Annotated in this window: 22 protein-coding genes and 1 pseudogene; 14 read left to right on the top strand and 9 right to left on the bottom strand. The window is 71.4% G+C overall.

The window, feature by feature from the left end; all coding sequences use genetic code 11:
- Positions 1–190 precede the first annotated feature (190 nt).
- Entirely contained in the window at positions 191–1,360 is a 1,170-nt protein-coding gene (gene manA, locus MYF83_RS15830) for a mannose-6-phosphate isomerase, class I (RefSeq protein WP_248961108.1), read from the bottom strand.
- 137 nt (positions 1,361–1,497) lie between these two features.
- Complete coding sequence (locus MYF83_RS15825) at positions 1,498–1,773, bottom strand: hypothetical protein (protein ID WP_248961107.1); 276 nt, start codon at positions 1,771–1,773, stop codon at positions 1,498–1,500.
- Positions 1,774–2,009: 236 nt separating this feature from the next.
- Between MYF83_RS15825 and MYF83_RS15820 the strand changes: the two genes are divergently transcribed.
- Positions 2,010–4,007: an N-acetylmuramoyl-L-alanine amidase gene (locus tag MYF83_RS15820; protein ID WP_248961106.1), complete on the top strand. Its 1,998-nt coding sequence runs from the start codon at positions 2,010–2,012 to the stop codon at positions 4,005–4,007.
- A 499-nt stretch (positions 4,008–4,506) separates the two neighbouring features.
- Here the strand turns inward: MYF83_RS15820 and MYF83_RS15815 are convergent, their stop codons facing one another.
- Both MYF83_RS15815 and MYF83_RS15810 read right to left on the bottom strand, forming a co-directional pair.
- Complete coding sequence (locus MYF83_RS15815) at positions 4,507–5,895, bottom strand: glycine--tRNA ligase (RefSeq protein ID WP_248961105.1); 1,389 nt, start codon at positions 5,893–5,895, stop codon at positions 4,507–4,509.
- Between the two features lie 135 nt (positions 5,896–6,030).
- Complete coding sequence (locus MYF83_RS15810; RefSeq protein WP_248961104.1) at positions 6,031–6,315, bottom strand: antibiotic biosynthesis monooxygenase family protein; 285 nt, start codon at positions 6,313–6,315, stop codon at positions 6,031–6,033.
- A gap of 169 nt (positions 6,316–6,484) precedes the next feature.
- On the opposite strand from MYF83_RS15810, the gene MYF83_RS15805 reads away from it, so the two are divergent.
- The 6 genes and pseudogenes from MYF83_RS15805 to MYF83_RS15780 all read left to right on the top strand — a co-directional run bounded on the left by MYF83_RS15805 (position 6,485) and on the right by MYF83_RS15780 (position 11,286).
- On the top strand, positions 6,485–6,904 hold the full coding sequence (locus MYF83_RS15805; RefSeq protein WP_248961103.1) for a DUF6703 family protein: 420 nt from the start codon (positions 6,485–6,487) through the stop codon (positions 6,902–6,904).
- Positions 6,905–7,344: 440 nt separating this feature from the next.
- Positions 7,345–8,310 (top strand): metal ABC transporter substrate-binding protein, encoded by a 966-nt coding sequence (locus tag MYF83_RS15800; RefSeq protein ID WP_248961102.1) that lies wholly within the window; start codon positions 7,345–7,347, stop codon positions 8,308–8,310.
- 68 nt (positions 8,311–8,378) lie between these two features.
- A pseudogene (locus MYF83_RS15795) lies at positions 8,379–9,074 on the top strand (metal ABC transporter ATP-binding protein); the annotation flags it as partial.
- A 197-nt stretch (positions 9,075–9,271) separates the two neighbouring features.
- Positions 9,272–10,150 carry a metal ABC transporter permease gene (locus MYF83_RS15790; protein ID WP_248961101.1) on the top strand — a complete coding sequence of 293 codons (879 nt, stop codon included), beginning with the start codon at positions 9,272–9,274 and terminating at the stop codon, positions 10,148–10,150.
- 84 nt (positions 10,151–10,234) lie between these two features.
- On the top strand, positions 10,235–10,624 hold the full coding sequence (locus MYF83_RS15785) for a Fur family transcriptional regulator (RefSeq protein WP_279339580.1): 390 nt from the start codon (positions 10,235–10,237) through the stop codon (positions 10,622–10,624).
- 113 nt (positions 10,625–10,737) lie between these two features.
- Positions 10,738–11,286: a CGNR zinc finger domain-containing protein gene (locus MYF83_RS15780; protein ID WP_248961099.1), complete on the top strand. Its 549-nt coding sequence runs from the start codon at positions 10,738–10,740 to the stop codon at positions 11,284–11,286.
- 46 nt (positions 11,287–11,332) lie between these two features.
- Here MYF83_RS15780 and MYF83_RS42735 read toward each other — a convergent pair whose 3' ends face one another.
- Positions 11,333–11,455, bottom strand: coding sequence for a hypothetical protein (locus tag MYF83_RS42735; RefSeq protein WP_279339579.1), 123 nt, complete (start codon positions 11,453–11,455; stop codon positions 11,333–11,335).
- Between the two features lie 116 nt (positions 11,456–11,571).
- Between MYF83_RS42735 and MYF83_RS15775 the strand changes: the two genes are divergently transcribed.
- Positions 11,572–12,744 carry a DUF5685 family protein gene (locus tag MYF83_RS15775; RefSeq protein WP_248961098.1) on the top strand — a complete coding sequence of 391 codons (1,173 nt, stop codon included), beginning with the start codon at positions 11,572–11,574 and terminating at the stop codon, positions 12,742–12,744.
- 28 nt (positions 12,745–12,772) lie between these two features.
- On the opposite strand, the gene MYF83_RS15770 is transcribed toward MYF83_RS15775, so the two are convergent.
- Both MYF83_RS15770 and recO read right to left on the bottom strand, forming a co-directional pair.
- A complete protein-coding gene (locus tag MYF83_RS15770) occupies positions 12,773–13,546 on the bottom strand; it encodes an isoprenyl transferase (protein ID WP_248961097.1) in 774 nt (257 codons plus the stop codon).
- A 29-nt stretch (positions 13,547–13,575) separates the two neighbouring features.
- On the bottom strand, positions 13,576–14,304 hold the full coding sequence (gene recO, locus MYF83_RS15765) for a DNA repair protein RecO (protein ID WP_248961096.1): 729 nt from the start codon (positions 14,302–14,304) through the stop codon (positions 13,576–13,578).
- A 211-nt stretch (positions 14,305–14,515) separates the two neighbouring features.
- On the opposite strand from recO, the gene MYF83_RS42730 reads away from it, so the two are divergent.
- The 5 genes from MYF83_RS42730 to rocD all read left to right on the top strand — a co-directional run bounded on the left by MYF83_RS42730 (position 14,516) and on the right by rocD (position 19,828).
- Complete coding sequence (locus MYF83_RS42730; protein WP_279339578.1) at positions 14,516–16,093, top strand: CDP-alcohol phosphatidyltransferase family protein; 1,578 nt, start codon at positions 14,516–14,518, stop codon at positions 16,091–16,093.
- Positions 16,090–16,809 (top strand): DUF5941 domain-containing protein, encoded by a 720-nt coding sequence (locus MYF83_RS42725; RefSeq protein WP_279339577.1) that lies wholly within the window; start codon positions 16,090–16,092, stop codon positions 16,807–16,809. Before MYF83_RS42730 ends, MYF83_RS42725 begins: the two co-directional genes overlap by 4 nt.
- Before the next feature lie 236 nt (positions 16,810–17,045).
- A complete protein-coding gene (locus MYF83_RS15755; protein WP_248961095.1) occupies positions 17,046–17,513 on the top strand; it encodes an Lrp/AsnC family transcriptional regulator in 468 nt (155 codons plus the stop codon).
- Positions 17,514–17,756: 243 nt separating this feature from the next.
- Positions 17,757–18,557, top strand: a complete 801-nt coding sequence (ddaH, locus tag MYF83_RS15750) for a dimethylargininase (RefSeq protein WP_248961094.1) — start codon at positions 17,757–17,759, stop codon at positions 18,555–18,557.
- A complete protein-coding gene (gene rocD / locus MYF83_RS15745; RefSeq protein ID WP_248961093.1) occupies positions 18,554–19,828 on the top strand; it encodes an ornithine--oxo-acid transaminase in 1,275 nt (424 codons plus the stop codon). The genes ddaH and rocD overlap by 4 nt, the downstream gene beginning before the upstream one ends.
- Positions 19,829–19,855: 27 nt before the next feature.
- Here rocD and MYF83_RS15740 read toward each other — a convergent pair whose 3' ends face one another.
- Both MYF83_RS15740 and MYF83_RS15735 read right to left on the bottom strand, forming a co-directional pair.
- Entirely contained in the window at positions 19,856–21,436 is a 1,581-nt protein-coding gene (locus tag MYF83_RS15740; protein WP_248961092.1) for an alkaline phosphatase D family protein, read from the bottom strand.
- A 174-nt stretch (positions 21,437–21,610) separates the two neighbouring features.
- Positions 21,611–22,222: a MarR family winged helix-turn-helix transcriptional regulator gene (locus MYF83_RS15735; protein ID WP_248961091.1), complete on the bottom strand. Its 612-nt coding sequence runs from the start codon at positions 22,220–22,222 to the stop codon at positions 21,611–21,613.
- Between the two features lie 95 nt (positions 22,223–22,317).
- Here MYF83_RS15735 and MYF83_RS15730 point away from each other — a divergent pair, with 95 nt between their 5' ends.
- Positions 22,318–23,412, top strand: coding sequence for a substrate-binding domain-containing protein (locus tag MYF83_RS15730; protein WP_248961090.1), 1,095 nt, complete (start codon positions 22,318–22,320; stop codon positions 23,410–23,412).
- The last annotated feature ends 74 nt before the right edge of the window (positions 23,413–23,486 follow it).

Raw genomic sequence — 23,486 nt, 5'->3', positions numbered from 1 at the left:
GCTCGGCCAGGAAAAGGCCCGCCCGCAGTCGTGCCGGCGGCCAGGGCGGGGGGTGGGCTCAGTAGGGGATTGGGTTCGGGCAGGAAGAGGCCGACGGTCGTGGCCACGGCGAGGGTGGGATCAGTGGGGGGTGCCAGGCTCGGCTAGGAAAGGGCGCCGGTTGTCCGGACGGCCGGGGCGGGGGGTGGGGTCAGTGGGGGGTGCCAGGCTCGGCTAGGAAGAGGGTGCCGGTTGTGCGGGCGAGGGTGGTGGGCTCGCTCGCCGGGATGAACAGGGACTCGCCCTGGCGCAGGTCGGTGGCGCCGACCGTGGACGTGCCCTCGGTGCACAGCAGGATGCGGGGCACTCCGCCGGGCAGGTGAACCTCTCCGGCACCGAGGCCCGCACCAGGGCCCGCAGTACTGGAGCCCGCACTGGAGCCCGCACTGGAGCCCGGGCTGGGGCCATCGCCGTTGGCGGTGAGGCGGCGCAGGCGGAACTCGGGGGCCGGGGTGTCGTACACGCCGTCCGTGCCGGCCTGGAGCGCGAGCGGCGCCGTGTCGGGGTCGGTGATGCGCAGCAGCTCCTCGACGTGGAGCGGCTTGGGGGTCAGGCCGGCGCGCATGACGTTGTCGGAGCTGCCCATGATCTCCACGCCGAACCCCTTGAGGTAGCAGTGGAGCACTCCCGCGCCGAGGAAGATGGCCTGGCCGGGAGCCAGCTCGTGCTTCCTCAGCAGGAGGGGCGCCAGGCACGCCGGGTCGCCGGGATAGCGCCTGGCCAGGCGTACCACCAGGTCGTAGTCGGGGTGGTGGACGGCGGAGGCGGCCCACACCACCTGGTCGGCGGACTCCCGCTTGCCGAGAAGCGCCTCCAGCGCCTTGAGCGGCGCTCCGGCCTCGAGGAGGGACACGACCTCTCTCAGGTCGGGGACGCCGAGGCGGTCGACAAGCATCGCGGCCTGCTCGCAGGGGCGGAAGCCGGCAAGCGCGGTGAAGGGGGTGAGCGCGCACACCAGCTCGGGCTTTGGCCAGGGGTCGCCGTAGACACCGCGCCCGTGGCCGTCGACGGCCTGCTCGGCGGACGGGTGCACCTGGAGGGACAGCGGCTGGGCGACGGCGATGAGCTTCATCAGGTAGGGCAGGCGCTCGCCGAACCTGTCGAGCGTCGCCGCGCCGAGCTGACCGCGGGGGTCGGCGCCGATGAGGTCGGCGAGCGAGCGGCCGTCGTCCCCGGCGAGCAGCGACGGTCCGGAGGGGTGGGCACCGAGCCACATCTCCGCTTCGGGGCCGGGCGCTGGGTCGGGCCTGCCGGTGAGCTCGGCGATGTCCGTGCGGGATCCCCAGGCGTAGTCCTTGACGGGATTGTTCAGCAGGTGCACACGTGCTCCTCGGTCGGGGCGGGCGCCGCGCGTACGGCGCCCGCCGCCTCTCGTCTTTGCGGCTCGAAGGGGCCGCGACCAGGCCCGTGGCCGTGTCTGATGGCCACCGGCGCGGTCACGGCGCCGCCCGTATCATTTCATTCGGCTCGGATGTGGTCGACGTGGAAGGTGCCGGGGCTGAACCAGACGAAGATCCCGCGCACGTCCTTGAGGTCCTCGATCGTGCAGGACAGCCCCGAGGTGAGTTCGATCTCGACCGTGGCGGACGTGCTTGGGTTCTGGTAGCCCCATGTGAACTGGCACCAACCGTACCCGGGGCCGGTCTGCAGGGTGACGCTGGTGGAGGTCCCGGAGCCGCCGCTCGTCAGGTCGTACTTCAGGGTGGCCTGCCTGAACGTTACATGGGCCGGCACGGGAGGTGCCCGTCCCGGCTCTCCACAGGCCTGCCGGCGTGCCCGCACGACCTGACCACAGCGGCGGCGAGCGTCACCGGCGGCCGTCCGAAATGCGCTCTGAACTGCGGAACACTTCTTGACACGCCGCATTACATGAGCGGGATCGCACGGCAAGGTCCCGTATGGTGACCGTCGATATCCCGGGCTCACGCAGTCCCGCAGAGAGCGCGTGCCCGCGTGAGAAAGGGTCATCGATGCGCAGAACCCCGGCCGCCGCCGCCTCGCTGGCGGCGTCCCTGCTTGTCACCCTGCCGTCCCCTCACACCGCGCACGCCGGGACGCGGGCCCGGCAGGAGGCCTTCCGGGCCGCCGCCGCGACGTACGGCGTGCCGGAGAGCGTCCTGCTCGCCGTCTCCTACCTGGAGTCCCGCTGGGACGCCAACCAGGGCCTGCCGAGCGTCGCCGGAGGGTACGGGCCGATGCACCTCACGGACGTGCGAAGGGCACTCGCCGCCACGCCCGGCGCGGCGCCCGGCCACGGTGGCACGGCAACCGGCTACGGTGGCACGGCAACCGGCTACGGTGGCACGGCAACCGGCTACGGTGGCGCCGCGCCTGAGGAGGCGGGAACGGGCATGAGGACGGGAACGGGAACGGGGACAGGGGCAGAGACGGAGACGGAGACTGCCCGCGAGGCGTCCGGGTTGACCGGCATCCCGGTGGACCGGCTCGTGACGGACCCCGACGCCAACGTGCTCGGCGGGGCCGCCCTGCTCGCCCGCTACCAGCGGGACCTCGGCCTGCCGGCGAGCCCGCGGGCCGCCGACTGGTACGGCGCCGTCGCCCGGTACTCCGGCGCCGCGGACGCCGGGACCGCCCGCCGGTTCGCCGGCGAGGTGTTCTCCCTGCTCAGAAAGGGCGCGAGCAGGATGACCGACGACGGCCGGCAGGTTTCGCTACCCGCCGCACCGGAGATCGCTCCGCACATGGAGCAAGTGAACCGCCTGGGGCTCGGCGAGGCCGAGAGCGGGAACGTCGAGTGCCCGGCGGGCCTGGCCTGCGAGTGGCGCCCCGCGCCGTACGAGAAGCTCGGGGAGGGGCGCGGCGAGTACGGCAATCATGACCTGTCCGACCGGCCGCGCACCCAGCGCATCTCCTACATCGTCCTGCACGACACCGAGGAGACCTACGGCAAGACGCTCAAGCTGGTCGCCGACCCGTCCTACGTGAGCTGGCACTACACGATCCGCTCGTCCGACGGGCACGTCGCCCAGCACGTCAGGACCAGGGACGTCGCCTGGCACTCCGGCAACTGGTACGTCAACGCCAAGGCGATCGGCATCGAGCACGAGGGCTTCCTGGCCAAGGCCGGCGCCTGGTACACCGAGGCGATGTACCGCAGCTCGGCCCGGCTGGTCCGCTACCTCGCGAGGCGATACGCGATCCCGCTGGACCGGGCGCACATCCTGGGCCACGACAACGTGCCGGGCACCGTTCCCGGGACCGTGGCCGGCATGCACGTGGATCCGGGGCCGTACTGGGACTGGGGCCACTACTTCGAGCTGCTGGGCCGGCCGTTCGAGGCCACGGGCGGCGCGCACGCCGGCCTGGTGACGATCAGGACGGACTACGCCCGCCACCGGCCGCGCTACACCGGCTGCGGCAAGGGAGGCGGGGACTGCCCGCCGCACGGTTCGGCGTCGGTCTGGCTGCACACCGAGCCCCGCGACGACGCACCCCTGGTCAGGGACGTCGGGCGCAGGCCCGGCGGGGAGTCGACCTACGACGTCTACGACCACGGCGCGCGGGCGACGACGGGCCAGCAGTACGCCCTCGCGGGCAGGAAGGGCGACTGGACGGCAATCTGGTACCTCGGCCGGCGGGCCTGGTTCCATAATCCGCAGGACGCGCCCACCGCCGTCAACGCGACAGGGCTGGTCGTCTCCCCCAGGCCGGGGCTCAAGAACGTGCCGGTGTACGGCAGGGCCTACCCCGAGCCGGAGGCGTACCCGAAGGGCGTGCCGGTGCAGGAGATCGTGCCGCTGCAGTACGCGATCCCGCAGGGGCAGCGGTACGCCGTCGGGCTGGCGACCCGCGGCGAGTACTACTACTCGGCATTCTTCGACCGGGCGACCCACACGGTCGTCAGGGGACGCACGCTGTACTACCAGGTGCAGTTCGGCCACCGCGTGGCCTTCGTCAACGCCGACGACGTCCTCATCACGCCCTCATCCGTGGACGCCCCACGCTGACGGTTCATCCAGCGGCACGATCCCCCGGCGGGTCGCCCGCCGTACAGGGGCGCCGTCATCGCCGCACCACTCCCCGCCGACCCGGCGCCCCGATGTACCCACCACACCAGACGGAAGAAAGCACACCAGACAGCGAAGACAGGCGGCGGCCACCGACCCGCCGATGCCGGCTGGGCCGCCGGGTAGCGGATGGCCTTCAGCGACCGGGCTCGACCGTCTGGGCACCGGCTCGACCCCCATGACCAGCACGGAGCCGGCTAGAGCGCTCGGGTAGCGGATGGCCTTCTGCGACCGGGCTCGACCGTCTGGGCACCGGCTCGACCCCTATAACTGGCCCGGAGCCGGCTAGAAAGCTCGGGTAGCGGATGGCCTTCGGCGACCGGGCTCGACCGTCTAAGCACCGGCTCGACCCCCATGACCAGCACGGAGCCGGCTAGAGCGCTCGGGGGCGGGTGAGCGTTGGCGGCCGGGGGCTAGGGCCCGGCCGCCTGGGGGTTGGTCAGTCGTTGAGGTGCTGGCGGAGGTAGGAGTCGACCTGGTCAAGGGCGATGCGCTTCTGGGCCATCGAGTCGCGCTCGCGGATCGTCACGGCGTGGTCGTCGAGGGTGTCGAAGTCGACCGTGATGCAGAACGGCGTGCCGATCTCGTCCTGGCGGCGGTAGCGGCGGCCGATCGCCCCGGCGTCGTCGAACTCGACGTTCCAGCGGCGGCGGAGCTGGGTCGCCAGGTCACGGGCCTTCGGCGAGAGGTCGGCGTTGCGCGACAGGGGCAGCACCGCGGCCTTCACCGGGGCGAGCCTGTGGTCCAGCCGCATGACCGTGCGCTGCTCCATGACCCCCTTGGCGTTCGGCGCCTCGTCGACCGTGTAGGCGTCCATCATGAAGGTCAGCGTGCACCGGTCGACGCCGGCGGCCGGCTCGATGACGTAGGGCACGTAGCGCTCGCCGGAGTCCTGCTCGAAGAACGACAGGTCGGCGCCGGAGGCCGCGGCGTGCGTGGTGAGGTCGAAGTCGGTGCGGTTGGCCACGCCCTCCAGCTCACCCCACTCGGAGCCGGTGAAGTTGAAGCGGTACTCGACGTCGACGGTGCGCTTGGAGTAGTGCGACAGCTTGTCCTTCGGGTGCTCGTACAGCCGGAGGTTGTCGCGGTTGATGCCGAGGTCGACGTACCACTGGAAGCGCTCGTCGATCCAGTACTGGTGCCACTCCTCGTCGGTGCCCGGCTTGACGAAGAACTCCATCTCCATCTGCTCGAACTCGCGGGTGCGGAAGATGAAGTTGCCCGGGGTGATCTCGTTGCGGAACGACTTGCCGATCTGGCCGATGCCGAACGGGATCTTCTTGCGGGACGACTGCTGCACGTTGAGGTAGTTGATGAAGATGCCCTGGGCCGTCTCGGGCCGCAGGTAGGCGAGCCCGGACTCGTCCTCGACGGCGCCGAGGTAGGTCTTGAGCAGGCCGTTGAACATGCGGGGCGTGGTGAAGGCGCCCTTGGTGCCGCAGCTCGGGCAGGTCAGGTCGGCCAGGCCGTTCTCGGGGGCCTTGCCGCCGTGCTTCTCGGCGTAGGCCTCCTCGAGGTGGTCGGCGCGGTAACGCTTGTGGCAGGACTGGCACTCGGTCAGCGGGTCGACGAACTCCCTGACGTGGCCGCTGGCCTCCCAGACCTCCCGCGCGAGGATCACCGAGGAGTCGAGGCCGACGACGTCCTCGCGGCCCTGGACCATGGACTTCCACCACTCGCGCTTGACGTTGTTCTTGAGCTCCACGCCGAGCGGACCGTAGTCCCAGGACGCGCGCAGACCTCCGTAGATCTCGCTCGACGGGTAGACGAGCCCGCGGCGCTTGGCGAGGCTGACGATCGTGTCCATGATGTCGGTACGGCGGGCCATCAAGAATCTCCATCCGGCTGGCGGTCGGGGTTGGGTTTGTCGGTCAGAGGGCGCGTCACCTGCCCGATCACTCCCCAGCTTAGGGGAACCTGTGACGGGACCAGCCCACAATCACCACTGCGCGCCGGACGGGCTTCACTCAGGGTCGCTGACGAGGATCTCGAAGGCGCTCGGTTCGTTGATCATCAGGGTCATGAGCGGGTACATGTCCATGCGCGCCGCGCCCAGCGCGCGGCGGTAGTAGCCGGCGCCTTCCCACTCGCTGACCAGCGCCCACAGGTCCGGCTCATCGACGGACCTGCCGATGTGCCCGCGGAGGAAACCGGCCTGGGCGGCCAGCGTGCCGAGGATCGACCTGGCCTGCTCCACGAACTCATCGGCCCTGGGGCCCGGAACGGAGTACCTGATGACGGCGAGCATGCCGTTCAGCATGCCAGCCCTGGCAGGCGACCCGGACACACCGGCCCCAGCGCCGGCCGCGACCTTTCACGAGCGGGCCCGTAGGCCGCCGGGACGACGGGGCCGCGACCTTTCACGAGCGGGGCCCGTAGGCTGCCGGGACGACGCCCTCCGACGTTAGGCTCGAACCGTGGCCGACAAGCACCATCGCGGCGATCCCTCGCCCGCCGCCCGCAAGCGCGCCCTGCCCGCCCACCCGCTGGCGCGCGAGCGGCGCGCGCCTGCGCGCCCGTTGCCTCCCGGGGAGCGGTTCCTCACGCCGGGGGCCACGGGGCTGCGCCGCACGGTCGAGCACAAGAGCGCGGTCCCGCTGGTCTTCCTGTACGGGCTGCCGCGCTGGATCCTGCCCGTGGTCCTGGTGATCCTGCTGCTGGTGGGCTTCGCTCTGGACGACTGGCGGGGCGGTCTCGCGGTCCTGCCGGTGCTCGGCTTCGTGGGCTGGCTTGCCTACATGTCGTGGCCGTCCCTGGGCCATCGGGCGCGGCTCCTGCGCGTCGCCATGGTCGCGTTCCTGATCCTCGTCGCTGCCGACCGCTTCGGCCTCTTCTAAGGCTCAGCATCATCTGGGACCTTGAGCGGTCCGGGCGGGGCGGTCGATCTTCAGCGCATATCGTCCGCGCACACCATGATCGGCTAGTCCGGTTTCCAGTGGTTTGAGGACCCCTACCGACACACGCCGACTCCGGCAAATCCCCCCAAACCCATGAACCGCCTGATCGACAGCGCCAAATAGGGCGCGGTCGATCTTGCAACCATCCGATTTACCGGGGGTCTGTCGGCCATGGTGTGAGTCGACAGATCACCGCAAACCCATCCACATCTGGCCGTAGAGCCGTCGGTCAGCGCCGATGATCAGGCGGGCGTGATCGCCTGAACCCACCCCGAGGCCCCCGGCGGGCATGTACCGGCAGGGCCCTGCGGGGGCGACTCCGGGCCCCGGCTGGATGATTTTGACAACGGTTTTCATTTTGCGCCATACTCGGAAGCGTGATGCCCTTTTCGTCCGGAAACGAGCGACGTGAACCCTTCCGACGCCGCCACTCCGCTCCGCTAGCCCTCCTGCTCGGCGCGAGCGCGCTGCTGGCCGCCGCCGCGTGCTCGCCCGGCCCCTCCGCCTCGGCCGAGCGGTCGGGCAAGCCGAAGGTCCTGGCCGCCTTCTATCCCCTCGAGTGGATCTCCACGCGCGTCGGCGGGGCGGACATCACGGTCGCCGGGCTGACCCGGCCCGGGGTCGAGCCGCACGACCTGGAGCTGACCCCGCGCCAGATCGCCGACATCGAGCAGGCCGACCTCATCGTCTACATCAAGGGCGTCCAACCGGCCGTGGACGAGGCCGTCGAGCAGCACGCCAAGGACAAGGCGTTCGACGTCGCCTCCGCCCTCGCCACGCTCCCGGCCGGTGCCCAGGAGCAGGCCGAGAGCGGGGACGCCCACGAGAAGGTCTCCTACGACCCGCACGTGTGGCTGGACCCGAGCAGGCTCGCGACGGCGGCGACCGCGCTGGGCAAGAGGCTCGGACAGGCCGACGGGCCGCACGCCGCCGCCTACACCGGCCGCGCGGCCTCGGCGTCCGGGGAGCTCGGCGCGCTGGACAAGGAGGTCCAGCAGGGGCTCGGCACGTGCTCCGCCCGCACGATCGTCACCGCGCACGCCGCCTTCGGCTACCTGGCCGACCGCTACAAGCTCAAGCAGGTCGGCATCAGCGGCCTGGACCCGGAGGCCGAACCCTCCCCCGCGCGCATCGCCGAGGTGGCCGGAGTCGCCAAGCGCGAGGGAGTGACTACCATTTTCACCGAGGAACTCGTCAGCCCCAAGGTCGCCGAAGTCCTCGCCAAGGAGGTCGGCGCCAAGACGGCGGTTCTCAATCCCATCGAGAGCCGTCCCCAGTCGGGGGACTACCTGTCCGCCGCGCGCGCGAACCTCTCCGTCCTCCGCACCGCACTGGGATGTTCATGACCCGATCAGCACAGGCGACCGGCCCGGCCCCGCCGGCGGCCTCCGCGGCCACGCAGGTCGCTTTCGCCATGGCCAAGGGGCACGTCGACCTCGACGGGCGTCCCGTGCTGCGCGGGGTGGACCTGCGCGTCGAGGCCGGTGAGGTGGTCGCCGTTCTCGGGGCGAACGGCTCGGGCAAGTCCACGCTCATCCGCGCGCTTCTCGGCCTGACCCCGCTGTCGGGCGGCTCCGCCGAGCTGTACGGCTTGCCGCCCGGCCGGTTCCGTGACTGGTGGCGCATCGGTTACGTGCCGCAGCGGCTGTCGGTGGGCGGGGGCGTCCCCGCCACGGTCCGCGAGGTGGTCGCCTCCGGCCGCGTCGCGCGGCAGCGCCGGCTGCGCCGCACCAGCGCCGAGGACCGCGCGGCGGTCGCCGGGGCGCTCGCTTCCATGGGGCTCACCGACCGCGCGGGCGACCCGGTCGGCCTGCTCTCCGGCGGCCAGCAGCAGCGGGTGCTCATCGCCCGCGCCCTGGCCGGCGAGCCGGACACCTTCGTCATGGACGAGCCGACGGCGGGCGTGGACGCCGAGAGCCAGCGGCATCTGGCGGGCACACTCGCGAGGCTGGTCGACCAGGGGAAAACGGTGCTGCTGGTGGCGCACGAGCTCGGCCCGATGGCCCCGCTGATCACGCGGTCGATCGTCCTGCGCGACGGCCGCGTGGTCCACGACGGCCCGGTCGGCCACGACCATCGAGCCGGCCACGAAGGCCACTTGTTCCGGCACGACGGGCACCTTCCCGGCGACGGGCGACTCCTGGACGACGGGCGACTCCTGGACGACGGGCGCCTTCTCGGCGGAGGGCCGGCCGGCGACGGCGTGCCTTCGGACGGGACGGGATGCCATCCGCATCCAGGGCACGAGCAAGATCGCCCGCACGCCTACGATGTGTCCGGCGGCCCGATGAGCTCCGGAGCGACGCAGTGATCGAGATGTTCCAGTACGACTTCATGTGGCGGGCGCTGATCGCGGCGCTGCTCGTCGGGCTCGCCGCCCCCGCCGTCGGCACCTTCATCGTCCAGCGGCGGCTCGCCCTGCTCGGCGACGGCATCGGCCACGTGGCGCTGACCGGCGTGGCGCTGGGGTTCCTCACGGGGACGGCCCCGGTGCTCACCGCCGTCGTGGTGGCCGTGCTCGGCGCCGTGGCGATCGAACTGGTCCGCGCCCGGGGCCGTACGACGGGCGACGTGGCGCTGGCGTTGCTGTTCTACGGCGGCATCGCGGGCGGCGTGCTGCTCATCGGGCTCGCGCCCGGCGGCAGCAACTCCACCCTCACCTCCTACCTGTTCGGCTCGATCAGCAGCGTCACCACCCAGGACGTGTGGGTCATCGCGGTGCTGGCGGCGTTCGTGCTGGGCGTGGTGGCGACCTTCGGGCGCGAGCTGTTCGTGCTCTGCCAGGACGAGGAGGTGGCCAAGGTCAACGGGCTGCCGGTGCGCTTCCTCAGCCTGCTCATCGCGGTGACGGCCGCGCTGACCGTCGTGATCGCGATGCGCGTGGTCGGCCTGCTGCTGGTGAGCGCGCTGATGGTGGTGCCGGTGGCGACCAGCCAGCAGGTGACCCGCGGTTTCACCACGACCATGCTGCTGGCGATGTCCCTCGGCGTCGTGTCCACCGTCGGCGGGCTCACCTCGGCCTTCTACGCGAGCGTCGCGCCGGGCGCGGCGATCGTCCTGCTGGCGCTGGCGGGCTTCGTGCTGGCCCTGGGCGCCGGCCGGTTCCTGCGGCGGAGCCGCGCGCGGCGAGATCAGTCCTTGAGCATGCGCACCGCGGCCCCCGCCGCCCCGGAGATGAGTCCATGACGACACGTGCGGTCTTTTGCCGTACCCGGGAGTCCAGTCGATGATGATACGTACGGTCCCATGCCGTACAGGGGAGTCCAGTCGATGACGAACCGCCGAACCGCCGTGCGGGAGATGCTCCGCCACAGTGACGGTTTCCGTAGCGCGCAGGACATCTACGCCCAGATGCGTGCCGACGGCGCCAAGATCGGCCTCACCACGGTGTACCGCGCGTTGCAGGCGCTCGCCGAGGCGGGCCAGATCGACGTGCTGCGCACCGACGACGGCGAGTGCGTCTACCGCGCCTGCGCCACCGGCGGCCACCACCATCACCTGGTCTGCCGCAACTGCGGCCGCACGGTGGAGGTGGCCGGGCCGGACGTCGAACGCTGGGCGGACGCCGTGGGCGCCGAGCACGGGTTCACCGCGATCACGCACACCGTCGAGGTCTTCGGCACCTGTGCCTCCTGCACGGCGGTCGCCTCCGCCGGATGACCTTGCGCGGCCCTCGTTACGGGATACGCTTCCGTGACGACGTGGAGCCGAACGAGCGCGCCCGCGTCACCGGCGCCTCTCCCCTGCCCCACGCCCCGCCGACAGGAGACGACATGCCATTCAGCCATGACATGGTGTGCTCGCTCGCCGCCGTAGCCGACCTGGTCAACACCGCCCCCGAGACGGGCGGGCCCGACGGCCTCACCGGCGTCGACGACCTGGAGGCGTACGTCCGGCGGCATGAGCTGAGCGGCGTCGAGAACGTCGCCCCGGCCGACCTCGATCAGGTGCGCGCCCTCCGGACGACGTTCCAGGAGGTCTTCGGCGCCCCCGACTCACCGACGGCGGTCACCCGGCTGAACGTCCTGCTCGAACGGACGCGGATCACCGCGCGCCTGACCGAGCACGACGGCTACCCGCTGCACGTCCACTACTTCGCCCCGGGGGCGTCGGTGGCCGAGCACCTGGCGGCCGAGTGCGGGGTGGCGCTGGCCCACCTGCTGGTCGAGGGCGAGTGGGAGCGGCTGCGCACCTGCGCCGCACCCGACTGCGAGAAGGTCTTCGTGGACGAGTCCCGCAACCGTTCCCGGGTCTACTGCGACAGCCGCACCTGCGGCAACCGCATGCACGTCGCCGCCTACCGCGCCCGCCGCCGGATGTAGGCGGCCTTCCGGACGCGCGCCCGGTCCGGAAAACGTGAGCCGAGCGTCAGGCGCCCCAGGTGAATCGCGGCGAGCGGCGTTCCAGGAAGGCGGAGACACCCTCGGCGGCCTCCGCACGGGACTCCTTCTGCCACTCCTGGAACCGTGCCTCGTCGGCGCGGCCGTCCACGATCTCCTTGGAGGCGGCCAGGGCTCGAACCCAGGAGAGAGATCTGCACGGAACAGCTTCTTCCGGTAGCAAAGTACGATCTGTTCCCCAGATAGCCTTTAATTCAGCGAGGCCGGATGTTCGGGATCATTCGCCCGTGTGGGCAGCACTCCTGCCCTTCACTGCATCGCGCCTGGCTGGCACACCTGTGCGGCCTCTGCCTGACCCTTCGCGACGGGCAAGGGCAGGGGGCGCGGCTGGCCACGAACTACGACGGGCTGATCATCTCGGTGCTCGCCGAGGCTCAGGGCAAGGCGGCCTCCCCGCATCGGACCGCCGGTCCGTGCGCGCTGCGCGGATTCAGGTCGGCCGACGTCGTGGACGCTCGTGCGCATGGCGTACGGCTCGCCGCCACGGTCTCGCTCATCCTGGCTGCGGGCAAGCTCCGCGACCATGTGGCCGACGGCGACGCCGCCCCGGGCACCGGCCCGGCCCGCAGGCGGCTGGCGGCCCGCTGGGAGGAGGCCGGCACCCGCATGGGCGCCTCGATCGGCTTCGACGTCGCCGTGCTGACCTCGGCGACAGGCCGCCAGCTCGACCTGGAACGCCGATTCCGGCTCGACGGCGAACAACGGGTACGGCGTGAGCGCCGATGGGGCCCCGATGCCGCACCCGGCCCGGCGCACGGGCTCGGCCTCGAAGGCGGAGCGGGGCTCACGCTGCTGGATCTGACGGTCCCCACCGAGGAGGCGGTCGCCGCAGCGTTCGCGCACACCGCGACGCTCGCGGGAAGGCCCGGCAACTCGGCGCCGCTGGCCGAGGCGGGCCGGTTCTTCGGGCGGCTGGCCCACCTCCTCGACGCGGTGGAGGACCAGGCGGACGACGCCGAGCGCGGTGCCTTCAACCCGCTCACCGCGACGGGAACCACGCGCGAGGAGGCGCGGCGGCTCTGCGACGACGCGGCGCACGGGCTGGGCCTCGCGCTGAGCGAGGTGGAGCTGGAGGACCGGCACCTGGTGGACGTGCTGCTGGGCACCGAGGTGCGGCGGGCGGTGGAGCGGACGTTCGCCCGTTCCGAGCCCGGAGCCTCCTACGAGCGTCCCGGAGTCGTGCGGAAGTCGGCTGCGGGAGTGGTGACGTTCCTCACGTGCGGCATGTGGCGGCCCCGGTGGAGCCGGCGGAACGGCCGGCCCTGCGACGACCGCTGCTACCTGCGGTTCTGCGACGTATGCAGCGGCTGCGACGGGTGCGGCGACTGCTGCAAGTGCTGCGACAACTGCGACGGGTGCTGCTGCGACTGCTCGCCCTGAGGCGCCGGAGCCTGTCCCGGGAACAGGGTCAGACCTGGTTCGGGAGGGCGCCGCCGTAGCGGCGGTCGCGTTTGGCGTAGATCTCGCAGGCCTGCCAGAGGTCGCGGCGGTCGAAGTCGGGCCAGAGCTGGTTGAGGAACACCATCTCGGCGTACGCCGACTGCCAGAGCAGGAAGTTGGAGGTGCGCTGCTCGCCGGAGGAGCGCACGAAGAGGTCGACGTCGGGGATATCGGGCTCGTCGAGGTACCGGGCGAAGGTGCGCTCGGAGACCTTGCCGGGCTTGACCCGGCCAGCGGCGATGTCCTGAGCCAACCGCACGGCGGCGTCGACGATCTCGGCCCTGCCGCCGTAGTTCACGCAGAACTGCAAGGTCAGCGTGCGGTTGTGCCGCGTCATCTCCTCCGCGTCCTGCAGTTCCTTGATGACGCTCTTCCACAGCCGCCCCGGCCGGCCGGCCCAGCGCACCCGCACGCCCATGGCGTGCAGCTGGTCACGGCGCCGGCGGATCACGTCGCGGTTGAACCCCATCAGGAAGCGGACCTCGTCCGGGGAGCGCCGCCAGTTCTCGGTGGAGAAGGCGTAGGCCGACAGGTTCGGGATGCCGAGCTCGATCGCTCCCTCGATGACGTCGAACAGCGAGGCCTCACCCGCCTTGTGGCCTTCGGTCCTCGGCAGGCCGCGGGCCTTCGCCCACCGCCCGTTGCCGTCCATGACGATCGCGACGTGCCGGGGGACCAGCTCTCGCGGGATCGGCGGCGGGACGGCGCCTGAGGGATGAGGGGTAGGCGGGCGGACGTTCACGGACTGCTTCTCCTGTGGTGTGGTGTGGGTCAGACGCGCTCGACGTGTCGCAGCGAGCGTATGCCGTGTTCGAGGTGCCATTGCAGGTAGGCCGCGACCAGGCCGCTGCACTCGGCGCGGTGCCGGGGCTCGGAGGCGTCGGCGGAGTCCCAGTCGCCGCGGCTCAGGGCGATCATGAGGCCGATCGTCTCCGCGGCGGGCACGGCGGCGCCCGGCGGGCGGCATCCCCCGCACACCACGCCGCCCGCCGCGATGGCGAAGGCCCTGATCGCGGGGGTGGAGCAGCGGGCGCAGGAGTCCAGGGCGGGCGCGTACCCGGCGACCGCGAGGGAGCGCAGGAAGTAGGCGTCGAGGACCAGCCGCGCCTCGTGACCGCCCTCGACGAGCGTCCGCAGCCCTCCGACGAGCAGCAGGAACTGCCGGAGCGCGGGCTCCTTCTCCCCCACGGTGAGCCGGTCGGCGGTCTCCAGCATGGCCGTGCCCGCGGTGTAGCGCGGGTAGTCGGACACCAGCGCCTCGCCGTACGGCCGGAGCGTCTCCGCCTGGGTGATCACATCGAGCGAGCGCCCGGTGTGGAGCTGCAGGTCGACGTGGGTGAAGGGTTCGAGCCGCGCGCCGAACCTGGAGGTGGTGCGGCGCACCCCCTTGGCGACGCCCCGCACCTTGCCCGTGCGCTTGGTGAGGACCGTGACGATGCGATCGGCCTCGCCCAGCTTCTGCGTGCGCAGCACGATGCCCTCGTCGCGGTACAGGTTCACCCGCCCAGTCTAGGGACGGGACACCCCCGATGGACGAATCGGATTGCGGCCATTGGGGCTCATGAAACGGGACGAGACTCCCCCAAGCGACAAATCGATCTCGGGTCAACCCTGGATGGCATCCTTGGGAAGAACAGTCACTAAACTTTGCCCCCTGGCGACACCCCCTGATAATCGCCTACGCCCCCCGCACGCTGCCTGAAAGGGTGACATGACCCGCGTGGTCCTGCTGGGCGCCTCGCCCGGCCCGATCGGTTCCGAAGAACCACACGTCCCGCCCGGTCGCCTGGCGCTGACGTCGCTTCCCGGCTCGCCCACCGTCCTCGACCGCCTGTACGGTCAGGTCGCCTCGATGGACCCCGAGCCGGTCGCCATAGCACGGCCGCAGGACGCCGACGGGTTCCGCCGGTTCCCCGGCCAGGTCGTGGAGTCCGCCGACCTGGCCGCCGATCTGCGCGCGATCGCCGACGCCGCGGAGCAGGCGACCGACAACCTGTTCCTCATCCCGGCCGGCGTCGTGATCCACGACGAACTGATCTACCAGATCACCAAGGCCAAGCGGGCGGCGCTGGCGCTCGTCGCCAAGGAGCCGCGCCAGGAGGACGAGAACGGCGAGCCACTCCTGCCGGAGATCCCGATCGAGGAGGCGGAGCCCGAGATCGGTGACCGCTTCCTGGAGGGTCTCCCGGTCCGGCTGCGCGCGGGACGGTCGCGCGTCATCTCGGCCGGCTCGGCCCACCACGCGGTCACCCGGCCGAACGCCGTGGCCCTCGGCCCGCTCCACCTGCACCAGCGCCACGCGGCGACCCTGGCGGAGACGGCGCGCGAGCTCGCCGACCTTGCCCATTTGTTCGGCCCCGAGGACGATCTGGTCCAGCTGCTGGTGTTCGGCCTCGTGCGCAAGGGCGTCTCGGTCGGCATCCGCGGCCGCAGGGACCTGTTCTTCGCCCGCGTCGGCTCCCAGGCCGAGGCGGACGAGGCCGTGACCGCCATGTCGGGGTACGACGAGGACCGCGCGCGCCTGAACAACGCGGTCAAGGGCGCCGACGGCTTCTTCACCACGTACTTCGTGAGCACCTACTCCCGCTTCATCGCCCGGTGGGCGGCGCGGCGCGGCCTCACCCCCAACCAGGTCACCCTCATCTCGATCGCCCTGGGCGTGCTGTCGGCGCTGTCCTTCGCGACCGGCACGCGCGCCGGCGCGGTCGCGGGCGGCCTGCTCATCTACTTCGCCTTCGTGTTCGACTGCGTCGACGGCCAGGTCGCCCGCTACGCCCGCAAGTTCGGCGTGCTCGGCGCGTGGCTCGACGCGACGTTCGACCGTGCCAAGGAGTACGTGGTGTTCGCCGGCCTGGCCGTCGGCTCCCTCGTGGCCGGGCAGGGCGACGTGTGGACGCTGGCGCTGGTCGCGCTGTCGGTGCAGACGGTGCGGCACCTTCTCGACTTCTCCTTCGGCGCCGCCAACCGCCGCAGGCCCCCCGTGCCGCTGCCGACGCTGGCGCTGACCGCCGCCGACGACCGGCCGCTGCGTGACGCGCTGGAGAAGCGCAAGGTCTCGCGGAGCACGGGCGTACGCGGACTGCTGAAGCTGTGGACCAAGGCCGGGCGGTTCCGCGCCGTGCACTGGGCCCGCAAGATGATCGTCTTCCCCATCGGTGAGCGCTTCGCCGCCATCGCGATCACCGCGGCTCTGTTCGAGCCCCGGGTCACGTTCCTCACGCTCGTGATCTGGGGTTGCGTCGCGGCCACCTATACCCTCACCGGACGTCTCATGAGGTCGCTCGCATGATCACCCACCCGCAGGCCGCGCCGGCTCCCGTTCCCGACCCCGACGAGGAGCGCCGCCGCGTCCAGACGGCCCGTCTGCTCGCCTACCGCGACGACGGCCCGCTGGTCGCGCTCCTCCGCGACAAGATGGGCCGCGGCCTGCCACCTGTGCCCTCCGGGCTGGCCGCGCTCCTCGCCGTGGCGGCGATCGGCGCGACGGGCGTGCTGTCCGCCGGCACCGGGCCGATCATGTTGCTCCCCGTGCTGGTGATGGTGGCCCTGGTGGTGCCGACCGCGGCGCGCGACCACCTCGGCCGGTTCGACTGGCTGGTCCCGCCGCTGACCAGGGGCACCGAGTTCCTCACGATCATCGTCCTCGGCCTGGCCGCCGACACGCCCAAGTGGCTGCTGTTCGTGCTGCTCTACGTCGTCGGCTACCACACCTACGACACGGTGTACCGCACGCGGCAGAGCATCTGGCCGGCCCCGTGGGTGTTCCAGGCCGGTCTCGGCTGGGAGGTCCGCCTGCTGCTGCTCGGCGTGGGCGCCGCTCTCGGCCTGCTCACCTGGGTGGTGGCCGTCATGGCGGTGTACCTCGGGGTGCTGTTCGCGGTGGAGAGCATCACGAGCTGGGTGCGCCTGGACAAGCAGACCGCGCTCGCCCAGGCCTCCGACGACCTGGAGGCCTCCCCTGAGGACGCCCTTGAGCAGGCCACCGGTGAGGCTGAGAAGGCGTAAAGACGCACGCGAGACGGGCGGCGCGCGCCGCCCGTCCGCCCCGGTGAAACGGCCGGGCACGGAGGAAGACGATCCTCCGTGCCCGGCCGTTTCCATCCCGTTCGACGCGACCTCCCGGCGTCAGGCCTCTGACATGGATCATGTCGAGCAGAGTAACGCCAAATTTGTGGTCACTTAAAGTCTGTAGCGACCCCCTGACTGTGTACGGCAGGCGAACCGGCTGTATACAGGTCACCGTGGAGTTGGACGCGCTTGATCGTGCGATCGTCGGAGCCCTGGTCGAGGATGCTCGATCGACCTATGCGGAGATCGGGCACCGCATCGGGCTCTCGGCCCCCGCGGTCAAGCGGCGGGTGGACCGCCTGGTGAGCAGCGGCGCCATCACCGGCTTCACCGCGCGCGTGGAGCCCTCGGCGCTCGGGTGGACCACCGAGGCGTACGTGGAGCTGTTCTGCCGGGGCAAGACCTCCCCCGCCGAGATCGGCCTGGCCGTCTCCCGCCACCCCGAGGTGATCTCCGCCTGCACGATCACCGGCGAGGCCGACGCGTTGCTGCACATCCGCGCCAAGGACGTCCGGCACGTCGAGCAGGTGATCGAGCGCGTCGCCGCCGAGCCGTTCGTCATCCGCACCAAGAGCGCGATCGTGCTGTCCCGCCTCATCGACACCCCGCACGCGCGCGACGGGGTGCCGAACGAGGCCTGAGCACCGGCCTGCGCGACGCGGCCGACACCTGGCCGACATCCCGGCGAAACAACTCGTGACCTGCGCGGTCATCCCTCCGAACGCATCTAAACCGTATGCGCTGTGAACGCAACGAATCACCGCATGGGGGCCGAACGACGCAACCGATCACCACCAGCGCGCAAGCTCCGCACCTGGCCTGAACCTCGCGCCGTTCCTAGGCTGAAGCCATCCCTGACCAGCCGTTATCCGACGGAGTGATAGATGGCGCACAGCCGGCATTACCTCATGTGTCGTCCCGAGTACTTTGCGGTCGAATATGCGATCAACCCCTGGATGGACCCGGCCGCCGGGGCGGACGCCACCACCGCCGTGCGCCAGTGGGAACAGCTCAAGGACGTCTACGAGGAGCTCGGCCACCAGGTCAGCCTGATCGACCCGATCGACGGCCTGCCGGACATGGTGTTCGCCGCCAACGGCGCCCTGGTGGTCGGCGGCCGGGTCTACGGCGCCAGGTTCGCGAACGCCGAGCGGGCCGCCGAAGGCCCCGCCTACCTGAGCTGGTTCACCGGCAACGGGTACACCCCGGCGCTCGAGCCGTCGCAGACCAACGAGGGCGAGGGCGACTTCCTCACCCTCGACGAGGTGATCCTGGCCGGCACCGGCTTCCGTACCGACATCGCCGCCCACAAGGAGGCCCAGGAGTTCCTCGGCCGTCCCGTCGTGACCCTCCAGTTGGTCGACCCCCGCTACTACCACCTCGACACCGCGCTGTTCCCGATCGACGGGCGTAACGTCGCCTACTACCCCGGCGCGTTCTCACGCGGCAGCCAGGAGGTCCTCGGGCGCATGTTCCCCGACGCCGTCCTCGCCTCCGCGGACGACGCGGCTGTGCTCGGCCTCAACGCCGTCAGCGACGGCCACAACGTCGTCATCAACATCGAGGCCGGCGAGCTGGCCCTGGAGCTGAAGCGCCGCGGCCTCAACGTCATCCCCGTCGACCTGAGCGAGCTGCGCAAGGCCGGCGGCGGTCCGAAGTGCTGCACTCTGGAGATCCGCGCATGAGCAAGACCCGTGAACTGATCGAGCTGAGCGAGCGGCGCAGCGCGCACAACTACCACCCGCTCCCCGTCGTCGTCCGGGAGGCGCGCGGCGCCTGGGTGACCGACGTGGAGGGCCGGCGCTACCTCGACTGCCTGGCCGGCTACTCCTCGCTGAACTTCGGGCACGGCAACCCCAAGATCCTCCAGGCGGCCCAGGACCAGCTCCAGCGGGTCACGCTGACCAGCCGGGCGTTCTTCCACGACCAGTTCGCGGCCTTCTGCGAGGGCCTCGCCGACCTGTGCGGCAAGGACATGATCCTGCCGATGAACACCGGCGCCGAGGCCGTCGAGACCGCGATCAAGGTGGCCCGCAAGTGGGGGTACGAGGTCAAGGGCGTCGCTCCCGGCCGGGCGAACATCATCGTCATGGAGGACAACTTCCACGGCCGCACCACCACGATCGTCAGCTTCTCCACCGACCCCGACGCCCGTGACGGCTTCGGCCCCGCGACGCCGGGCTTCACCATCGTGAAGTACGGCTCCGCCGAGGCGATCCGCGAGGCGATCGACGACGACACGGTCGCGGTGCTCCTGGAGCCCATCCAGGGCGAGGCGGGCGTGCTGGTGCCGCCGGCCGGGTATCTCCAGCAGGTCAGGGAGATCTGCACCGAGAACAACGTGCTGTTCATCGCCGACGAGATCCAGTCGGGCCTCGGCCGCACCGGTGACACCTTCGCCTGCGATCACGAAGGCGTGGTCCCCGACATGTACGTGCTGGGCAAGGCGCTCGGCGGCGGCGTGGTGCCGGTGTCCGCGGTGGTCGCGAACGCCGACGTCCTAGGGGTCATCAAGCCCGGGCAGCACGGCTCCACGTTCGGCGGCAACCCGCTCGCCTGCGCGGTGGGCAACGCCGTCATCGAGCTGCTGCGGACCGGCGAGTACCAGGCGCGGGCCCAGGAGCTGGGCGCGGTCCTGCACGAGCGGCTGCGCGGCCTGATCGACAGCGGCTCCGGCGTCGTCGCGGTACGGGGACGCGGCCTGTGGGCCGGGGTGGACATCGACCCCTCCATCGGCACCGGCCGCGAGGTATGCGAGGCGCTGATGCGGCACGGGGTCCTGGCCAAGGACACCCACGGCTCCACGATCCGCTTCGCGCCGCCGCTGGTGGTGTCGGAGGAGGACCTGAACTGGGCCGTCGACCGGCTCGCCGACGTCCTGGCCGAGCTGTCCGCACCCACCGCACCCACCGCACCCGCCGCGCCTTCCGAGACGCCGGAGCTCGCGGGGCTGTAGGAACCGGGAAGGGTACGGCTCGCGCCTTCAGGGGGCGAGCCGTACCTCGGTCATGTCCTCGAAGTCGGGACGGGCGGTGTGCCAGCGCACGACCGCGGAACGGCCGTCGAGCTCCAGGGACGCGAGCGCGTTGGGGAACCACGGCCCGTTGGTGATCTTCCAGCGCAGTGCCCGCCGGGGAAGCTTCGCCGTGCGGACCAGGATGCCGCCGACCAGGCTCGCCACGCCGAACGACCCGATCACGTTGGCCAGCCGCAGCACGCGGCTCAGCGGGTTGCGGATCGGCGAGCAGACCGCCTGGTAGATGCGCGCGGAGTCGAGGTCCGCCGACGCCGGGCCCGCCGCCGCCAGGTAGGAGTAGTGCACGTCCCCCGACATCAGCACGATCGTGGCCGGCGGCCGGCCCCGGCGCCCCGCGGCGACGTCGACGAGCAGGCGGCCGAGCTCCTCGAACGACTGCCGGAACGCGCCCCAGTGCTCCAGGTCGAGCGCCTGGCGGATCTTCTCCCCCCACGCCGCCGCCCTGCGTCCCCACGCCCCGCCCGCGACGGCCTCGTTCCAGCTCTCCACGTCGAAGATGCCGCTCGGCAGGAACACCGGCACCGAGGATCCGATGAGCAGGTGGTCGCGGTCTCCGGTGGCCAGCTCGGCGAACCAGGACCACTCCTCGTCGTCGAGCATGCGCCGGTGGCCCGGGTCCAGCTCGCGGGCGCAGCGGGTGTCCAGCATGATCAGCCGCGTGCCGCCGATGTCGCGCATATAGCTCCACCGCGTGGAGGAGGGGTCCTCGTCGGCCTTCTTGGCGAACGCGTCAAGGGCCGCGCCGCCGTCCCCGTCGTGCGCGCGGATCTCGGCGTACATCGGGTCGGCCTTCCGCTCTGACGGCGAGAGGTTGCCGAGGTGCTGGTAGACCCAGTAGGCGCCGAGCGCGGAGACCACCCGGGTCGGCCACCACGGCACCTCGGCCATCGTCCGCCGCCAGGCCATGGAGGTGTTCCAGTCGTCGCGCACGTCGTGGTCATCGAAGATCATCGCGGTGGGCACCGTGGACAGGACCCAGCGGACGACCGGATCCGTCCACGCCTGCCGGTACAGCTCGGCGTACTCCTCGAAGTCGACGATCTCCTCCGGCCCGTCCTGGCGCCGGGAGCGGATGTAGTCGATCATCTCCTGGGACGGCTCGTCGGCGTAGACCTGGTCGCCCAGGAAGATCACCAGGCTCGGCAGGTCGTCCCCCTGCATGAGGCGCCGGCCGTACTCCCGGAGCACGTCGTAGCCGTGGGTGCGCACATGCGCGTCGTCGTGCGGCACGCTGGTGCGGCAGGAGCCGAAGATCACCCGGTTGAGCTCGTCGAGCGGGCAGATCTGGCTGTCGGGGAAGCCTTCCAGCGGCCACACGCGCCGCCCGTCGAGCTCGACGGCGTACGCGCCCGTCTCCTCGACGTCGACGATCGCGTAGTGGTGACCGTGCACGGTGAAAGTGCGCTCGGTCGCGCGCGCGCCGGACACCTCGATCGTGACCTCGCACGGGTCACTCGTCTCCACCCATATCGACGCGCTCAACTCGTCGACGTAACGCAGCATCGGCCCTATTAGCAAGTCGGGCACGGTTGACCCCCCCTTTTGAGCAGCGTTAAGCACCTTATGCTCAAAATCGTGCTGCCCGGAGACCAGCCCACCGAACAATGCCCAGGTCCTGGGCCGGCCGACGGAGGTCAGCCGTCGGGCGAGCGAACCAGGAACTCAGGTCAGCCGTCGAGGGAGCGCACCAGGAGCTCCAGGTCAGCCGTCGAGGGAGCGCACCAGGAGCTCCAGGTCGTGCATGAGCTGCTCGGTGCGCGCGGAGCCGTATGTCGTGAGGATGGCCCGGTGGTGTTCGGCGATCCCCGCCTCCAGCCGGGCCAGAAGATCACTGCCCCGGTCCGCGAGGAAGACCGCCACCTTGCGGCGGTCCGCCGGGTCGTGGCCACGGTAGACGACGGCCCGCTCGACGAGCCGGTCCACGGCCTTGGTCAGCGTCGGATGCGGCATCAGCGCCGCCTCGGCGAGATCGCCCATCGAGTGGCCGCGCCCGTCGGCGAGCGCCTGGAGGATGCGCCACTGCTCGACGGAGACCTCCTCGGCGGCGAGCGCCGCCGACAGCCCCCGGTTGACGCTCCGCTCGGCGCGGCTGAGCAGGTAGGCGAGCGACGACCCGAGACCGGTCGCCGCGCCCGCGTCCTGCGTCGGGGTCGTCGAGGACGGGACCGGTGCCGGGGTCGCCGCGCGCTGCCTCGGGGCCGTCGCGTCCGGGGTCCGTGCCGGGGTCGCCGTGCGCTGCCTCGGGGCCGTCGCGTCCGGGGGCCGTGCCGGCGGGGCGGGTGCCCCGGTGCCGCCCTCACCGGCCGTCACCATCGAGCGCTCCGTCCGTCCACCGGCAGACCGGTTTCCCGCCGTCACCACTGAAGGCTCCCTTCGTCCGCGAGCGCGCCTGGAGGATACTCTTGCACGTGGCCGATCCCGTCACGGTGGTCATCGACCCCCTCGAAGCTCACCTGCTGAGGGCCGACACGCTGCGCGTCGGCCTGGTGGTGCCCGTCTCGGGCGTGCTCGGGCTGCTCGGGCCGTGCGCCATCAACTGCGCGATGCTGGCCGCCACCGAGGTGAACGAGTGCGGCGGGGTGCTCGGCAGGCCGCTGGAGCTGGTCCTGGTCGACGGCGGCCGGCACCCGGCGGAGGTCGCCCGCGAGGTGACCGGGCTGGTGCGCGCCGGAGCCGTCCAGGGGCTCGTCGGCACCCACGCCAGTGACGTGCGCGTCGCGATCGAACGCTTTGTGGGCGGCGCGGCCCCCCTGGTGTACACGCCTCCCTACGAGGGCGGCGCCCGCAACCCCGGGGTCTACTTCCTCGGCGAGCCGGCGTCCCGGCAGGTGGGCCCGGGGCTCGACTGGCTCATCGAGCACAGGCGGGCGAGGCGCTGGTTCCTGCTGGGCAACGACTACGTCTGGCCGCGCCTGGTCCACGCCTCGGCACGCCGTCATCTGCGCGCCCGGTCGGCGACGGTGGTCGGCGAGCGGTTCGTCCCCTCCGGCACCACGGCGATGGCTCCGCTGCTCGAGGAACTGGCGACGGTACGGCCCGACGCGGTGCTGCTCAACCTCATCGGCAGCGACCTGGTCGCGTTCAACCGGGCCTTCCGGGCGAGCGGGCTCGGCACCGCCCGGCTGTGCGGGGCGCTGGAGGAGCACGGCCTGCTGGCCATCGGCGGCGACGTCTCCGGCGAGCTCTACGCCGCCATGGGGTACTTCGGCAGCATCGCGACCGACGCCAACCTCAGCCTCGGCGAGCGCTACACCCGCCGGTTCGGGGCCGCCGCGCCGTTGCTGAACGCGCACGGGCACGGATGCTACGAGGGCGTGCTGATGCTGGCGGCCCTGATCCGGCGGGCCGGTACGACGGCCGTGCCCGCCATCGAGGCGGTCGCCGACGGCACCGCGATCACCGGCGGCCGGGGCCGCCTGACGCTGCGCGACCGCAGAGTGCGGCAACGCGTCTACGTGGGACGGGCCGACGGCCTGGACTTCGATGTCGTGACCTCCTCGTAACCCGCGTGACCCCGGCGTAAATCTTTCTATAGAAACCTTTTCGTTTTCAAGGATTGGTTCTATCGTACGGCTCT

Source organism: Sphaerisporangium perillae (genome assembly GCF_023276435.1).
Lineage (GTDB): Bacteria > Actinomycetota > Actinomycetes > Streptosporangiales > Streptosporangiaceae > Sphaerisporangium > Sphaerisporangium perillae.
This window is presented reverse-complemented; position numbering and strand designations above follow the sequence as displayed.

Coding starts and splice junctions, on each gene's coding strand:
- MYF83_RS15820 (WP_248961106.1), top strand. CDS start 2,010: ATGCGCAGAACCCCGGCCGCCGCCGCCTCGCTGGCGGCGTCCCTGCTT.
- MYF83_RS15815 (WP_248961105.1), bottom strand. CDS start 5,895: ATGGCCCGCCGTACCGACATCATGGACACGATCGTCAGCCTCGCCAAG.
- MYF83_RS15810 (WP_248961104.1), bottom strand. CDS start 6,315: ATGCTCGCCGTCATCAGGTACTCCGTTCCGGGCCCCAGGGCCGATGAG.
- MYF83_RS15800 (WP_248961102.1), top strand. CDS start 7,345: ATGCCCTTTTCGTCCGGAAACGAGCGACGTGAACCCTTCCGACGCCGC.
- MYF83_RS15785 (WP_279339580.1), top strand. CDS start 10,235: ATGACGAACCGCCGAACCGCCGTGCGGGAGATGCTCCGCCACAGTGAC.
- MYF83_RS15780 (WP_248961099.1), top strand. CDS start 10,738: ATGCCATTCAGCCATGACATGGTGTGCTCGCTCGCCGCCGTAGCCGAC.
- MYF83_RS15775 (WP_248961098.1), top strand. CDS start 11,572: ATGTTCGGGATCATTCGCCCGTGTGGGCAGCACTCCTGCCCTTCACTG.
- MYF83_RS42730 (WP_279339578.1), top strand. CDS start 14,516: ATGACCCGCGTGGTCCTGCTGGGCGCCTCGCCCGGCCCGATCGGTTCC.
- MYF83_RS42725 (WP_279339577.1), top strand. CDS start 16,090: ATGATCACCCACCCGCAGGCCGCGCCGGCTCCCGTTCCCGACCCCGAC.
- ddaH (WP_248961094.1), top strand. CDS start 17,757: ATGGCGCACAGCCGGCATTACCTCATGTGTCGTCCCGAGTACTTTGCG.
- rocD (WP_248961093.1), top strand. CDS start 18,554: ATGAGCAAGACCCGTGAACTGATCGAGCTGAGCGAGCGGCGCAGCGCG.
- MYF83_RS15735 (WP_248961091.1), bottom strand. CDS start 22,222: ATGGTGACGGCCGGTGAGGGCGGCACCGGGGCACCCGCCCCGCCGGCA.